At 71.3% G+C, this 4198-nt stretch carries 4 protein-coding genes; 2 read left to right on the forward strand and 2 right to left on the reverse strand.

Annotation, left to right across the window (positions count from 1 at the left end):
• Positions 1–823, reverse strand: an 823-nt coding sequence (locus BZY54_RS39230; RefSeq protein WP_107419943.1) for a DeoR/GlpR family DNA-binding transcription regulator, incomplete at its 3' end; no start/stop codon positions are given.
• Between the two features lie 166 nt (positions 824–989).
• Positions 990–2438 (reverse strand): NAD(P)H-quinone dehydrogenase, encoded by a 1449-nt coding sequence (locus BZY54_RS39235; RefSeq protein WP_086730131.1) that lies wholly within the window; start codon positions 2436–2438, stop codon positions 990–992.
• Positions 2439–2579: 141 nt separating this feature from the next.
• On the opposite strand from BZY54_RS39235, the gene BZY54_RS39240 reads away from it, so the two are divergent.
• Positions 2580–3017 carry a gamma-glutamylcyclotransferase family protein gene (locus tag BZY54_RS39240; protein WP_086730132.1) on the forward strand — a complete coding sequence of 146 codons (438 nt, stop codon included), beginning with the start codon at positions 2580–2582 and terminating at the stop codon, positions 3015–3017.
• Positions 3018–3153: 136 nt separating this feature from the next.
• Positions 3154–3978, forward strand: coding sequence for a purine-nucleoside phosphorylase (locus BZY54_RS39245; RefSeq protein WP_086730133.1), 825 nt, complete (start codon positions 3154–3156; stop codon positions 3976–3978).
• The last annotated feature ends 220 nt before the right edge of the window (positions 3979–4198 follow it).

Below are 4198 nucleotides of genomic sequence, written 5' to 3' on the forward strand. Positions count from 1 at the left end.
GGTCGCCGCGGGGCGGGGGCTGGTCAGCGACCGGGTTTCCCGTCGCGCCGGCCACGGCGATCTGGACGCCCTGGTCCGCGAGTGCCTGGAGCTCGGTGGCCGCGCGGTCGTCGTGGACCGGGGGCTCGTCCGTCACCAGGCGGGTGATGAGGTCGGTCGGGACCGTCTGGAACATCGTGTCCGCGCCGAGCTTGGTGTGGTCGGCCAGGACCACGACCTCCGCGGCGGCATGGACCAGAGCACGGTCGACGGAGGCCGACAGCATGTTGGACGTGGACAGGCCCCGCTCCGCCGTCAGGCCGCTCCCGGAGAGGAAGGCCTTCGACACACGCAGGCCGTGGAGCGACTGCTCGGCTCCCGACCCGACGAGGGCGTAGTTGGAGCCGCGGAGCGTGCCACCGGTCATCACGACCTCGACGCGGTTGGCGTGGGCGAGCGCCTGGGCGACCAGGAGGGAGTTGGTGACGACGGTCAGGCCCGGGACCCGGGCCAGCCGACGCGCCAGCTCCTGAGTGGTCGTACCGGCCCCGACGACGATGGCCTCGCTCTCTTCGACGAGACCCGCGGCGAGGTCGGCGATGGCCGTCTTCTCGGCGGTCGCGAGATGCGACTTCTGCGGGAAGCCGGACTCGCGGGTGAACCCGCCCGGCAGTACCGCACCACCGTGCCGGCGGTCGAGGAGTCCTTCTGCCTCCAGTGCGCGCACGTCCCGCCGTACGGTCACTTCGGAGGTCTGGACGACGCGGGCGAGCTCACGGAGCGACACGGCACCGTTTGCTCGCACCATTTCGAGGATCAGTTGGCGACGTTCAGCAGCGAACACGAAACTGACAGTAACCCCAGCGACCGTCTGCTTTCAGCAGTTTGCGCCGAATAACAGAAGTTGTTCGCACGCTGGCACAGGAAGTGGTATAGAGCCTAGTTGCGCCGCCTATGCCATACGCATGTCCGACAACTCCCCGTGAGCAGCGGGGAGTCGGATCCGGACGTCAGGCCTCGGCCGACGCCTTGCGCGTGTGCAGCTGCCGGGCCACCTCGGCGATCGACCCCGAAAGGGAGGGGTACACGGTGAACGCGTTCGCGATCTGTTCGACCGTCAGATTGTTGTCGACGGCGATCGAGATGGGGTGGATGAGTTCCGAGGCGCGCGGCGCGACGACCACACCGCCGACCACGATGCCCGTGCCCGGACGGCAGAAGATCTTGACGAATCCGTCCCGGATGCCCTGCATCTTGGCGCGCGGGTTGCGCAGCAGCGGCAGCTTCACGCAGCGGGCGTCGATCTTGCCGGCGTCGACGTCGGCCTGGCTGTAGCCGACCGTGGCGATCTCGGGGTCGGTGAAGACGTTGGAGGAGACCGTCTTCAGGTTCAGCGGGGCCACCGCGTCGCCGAGGAAGTGGTACATGGCGATACGTCCCTGCATCGCCGCCACGGACGCCAGCGCGAAGACCCCGGTCACGTCACCGGCCGCGTACACGCCCGGAGCCGTCGTCCGCGACACCTTGTCGGTCCAGATGTGACCGGACTCGCGCAGCCTGACACCGGCCTCCTCCAGACCCATCCCGGCGGTGTTGGGGATGGCGCCGACGGCCATCAGACAGTGCGTGCCGGTGATGACCCGGCCGTCCGCCAGGGTCACCTCCACGCGGTCGCCGACCCGCTTGGCCGCGGCGGCGCGCGAGCGGGCCATGACGTTCATGCCGCGACGCCGGAAGACGTCCTCCAGCACGGCCGCCGCGTCCGGGTCCTCGCCCGGCAGCACGCGGTCGCGGGACGACACGAGCGTGACCTTGGACCCCAGCGCCTGGTACGCCCCGGCGAACTCGGCACCGGTCACGCCGGACCCGACCACGATGAGCTCCTCGGGCAGCTCGGTGAGGTCGTAGACCTGGGTCCAGTTGAGGATGCGCTCACCGTCGGGCTGGGCGTCCGGCAGCTCGCGCGGGTGGCCGCCGGTGGCGATGAGCACGGCGTCGGCGGTGAGCGTCTCCTCGCTCCCGTCCGCCGCGGTGACGACGACCTTGCGCGACCCGTCGAGGGCCTGCATGCCCTCCAGCCGTCCCCGCCCGCGCATGACCCGGGCGCCGGCGCGCGTCACGGAGGCGGTGATGTCGTGCGACTGTGCGAGCGCCAGCCGCTTCACACGCCGGTTGACCTTGCCCAGGTCGACACCCACCACCCGGGCGGCCTGCTCCAGGGGCGGGGTGTCGTCGGCGACGATGATCCCCAGCTCTTCGTACGAGGAGTCGAAGGTGGTCATCACCTCGGCCGTAGCGATAAGGGTCTTCGACGGCACGCAGTCGGTAAGGACCGACGCCCCGCCCAGACCGTCGCAGTCGACGACGGTCACCTCCGCGCCGAGCTGCGCGGCCACCAGCGCCGCTTCGTATCCGCCGGGTCCGCCACCGATGATCACGATCCGAGTCACGTACTCCATTGTCCCGCACGGCTCAAGGTGCGACTGCCCGGGGGCACCGCCGGGCCCGTTCTGTTACCTGTGGGACGGATGAGGCGACCCCTCCGGGACGCACCCGCCATGCGAACGAGTCCCTCGCGTCCCTGCCGTACGCTTCGACCCATGTCGCTCTATGCCGCCTACGCCGCCAATCTCGACGCGCGGCTGATGTCCCGTCGCGCCCCGCACTCGCCGCTGCGCGCCACGGGCTGGCTGAACGGCTGGCGGCTCACCTTCGGCGGCGAGCACATGGGCTGGGAGGGAGCGCTGGCGACCCTCGTCGAGGACCCGATCTCGCAGGTCTTCGTCGCGCTCTACGACATCGCCCCGATGGACGAGGAGTCCCTGGACCGCTGGGAGGGCGTCGGCCTGGACGTCTACCGCCGCATGCGCGTGCGCGTCCACACCCTCGACGGCCAGGAGGCGGCCTGGGCCTACGTCCTCAACGCCTACGAGGGCGGCCTGCCCTCCGCGCGGTACCTGGGCGAGATCGCGGACGCGGCGGAGTCGGCCGGCGCACCGCACGACTACGTGATGGAGCTGCGGAAACGGCCCTGCTGAGACGGCCCGCCGGAAACGGCCGCGGCGGACGCCGGGCGGCCCCTCGCAGCCCCTCGTCGGAAACGACAAGACAACGATCGCATTCCCGTGAGCCCCGCATCTACGCGCGTAGGCCAATACGGGCTACTCTCGTCGCGTGAACGCATCTCTTCTTCCGGACGACCTCCAGGGCGACCCCTACGCCGCCGCCGACGCCGCCGCCACCCGCCTGCGGGAACTCACGGGCGCGGAGACCCACGACGTCGCCCTCGTGATGGGCTCCGGCTGGGCTCCGGCCGTCGACGCGCTGGGCACGCCCGACGCCGATCTCCAGGTCACCGAGCTGCCCGGCTTCCCGCCGCCGGCGGTCGAGGGCCACGGTGGCAGGATCCGCTCGTACACGATCGGGAACAAGCGCGCCCTGGTGTTCCTCGGCCGCACCCACTACTACGAGGGTCGCGGTGTGGCCGCCGTCGCCCACGGCGTCCGCACCGCCGTCGCCGCGGGCTGCAAGACGGTCGTGCTGACCAACGGCTGCGGCGGTCTGCGCGAAGGCATGCGTCCCGGCCAGCCGGTCCTGATCAGCGACCACATCAACCTGACCGCCACCTCCCCGATCGTCGGCGCCAACTTCGTCGACCTGACCGACCTCTACTCCCCCCGCCTGCGCGCCCTGTGCAAGGAGGTCGACCCCACCCTGGAGGAGGGCGTCTACGCCCAGTTCCCCGGCCCGCACTACGAGACGCCGGCCGAGATCCGCATGGCCCGCGTGATCGGCGCGGACCTGGTGGGCATGTCCACGGTCCTCGAGGCGATCGCCGCCCGCGAGGCGGGCGCAGAGGTCCTCGGCATCTCCCTGGTGACCAACCTCGCCGCCGGCATGACCGGCGAGCCCCTCAACCACGAGGAGGTCCTCCAGGCCGGCCGCGACTCGGCAACCCGCATGGGCTCCCTGCTGGCCCAGGTGCTGGACCGCCTGTAACCACGCCACGGCGGACATCCACCGGGGACCGACGGGCCCCAGGCACCGCGGCGGACACCCGGCCCCGTCCCACGGCGGGAGAGCCGCGGAGACGACCGGAGCGGGCCGTGGTGGTGCGTCCGCAGCCCGCCGCGTACTTGCGGTCTCAACCCGGTCCAGCCATGGCAACTCCGGGCAGTATGTCCGTGTGCGGCGGGCTGGGACCCACCACCCCGGCCCG

Source organism: Streptomyces carpinensis, assembly GCF_002154505.1.
Lineage (GTDB): Bacteria > Actinomycetota > Actinomycetes > Streptomycetales > Streptomycetaceae > Streptomyces > Streptomyces carpinensis.

Bases quoted from the DNA above. Each gene is read 5' to 3' on its own strand.
- BZY54_RS39240 (WP_086730132.1), top strand. From the start codon at position 2,580: ATGTCGCTCTATGCCGCCTACGCCGCCAATCTCGACGCGCGGCTGATG.
- BZY54_RS39235 (WP_086730131.1), bottom strand. From the start codon at position 2,438: ATGGAGTACGTGACTCGGATCGTGATCATCGGTGGCGGACCCGGCGGA.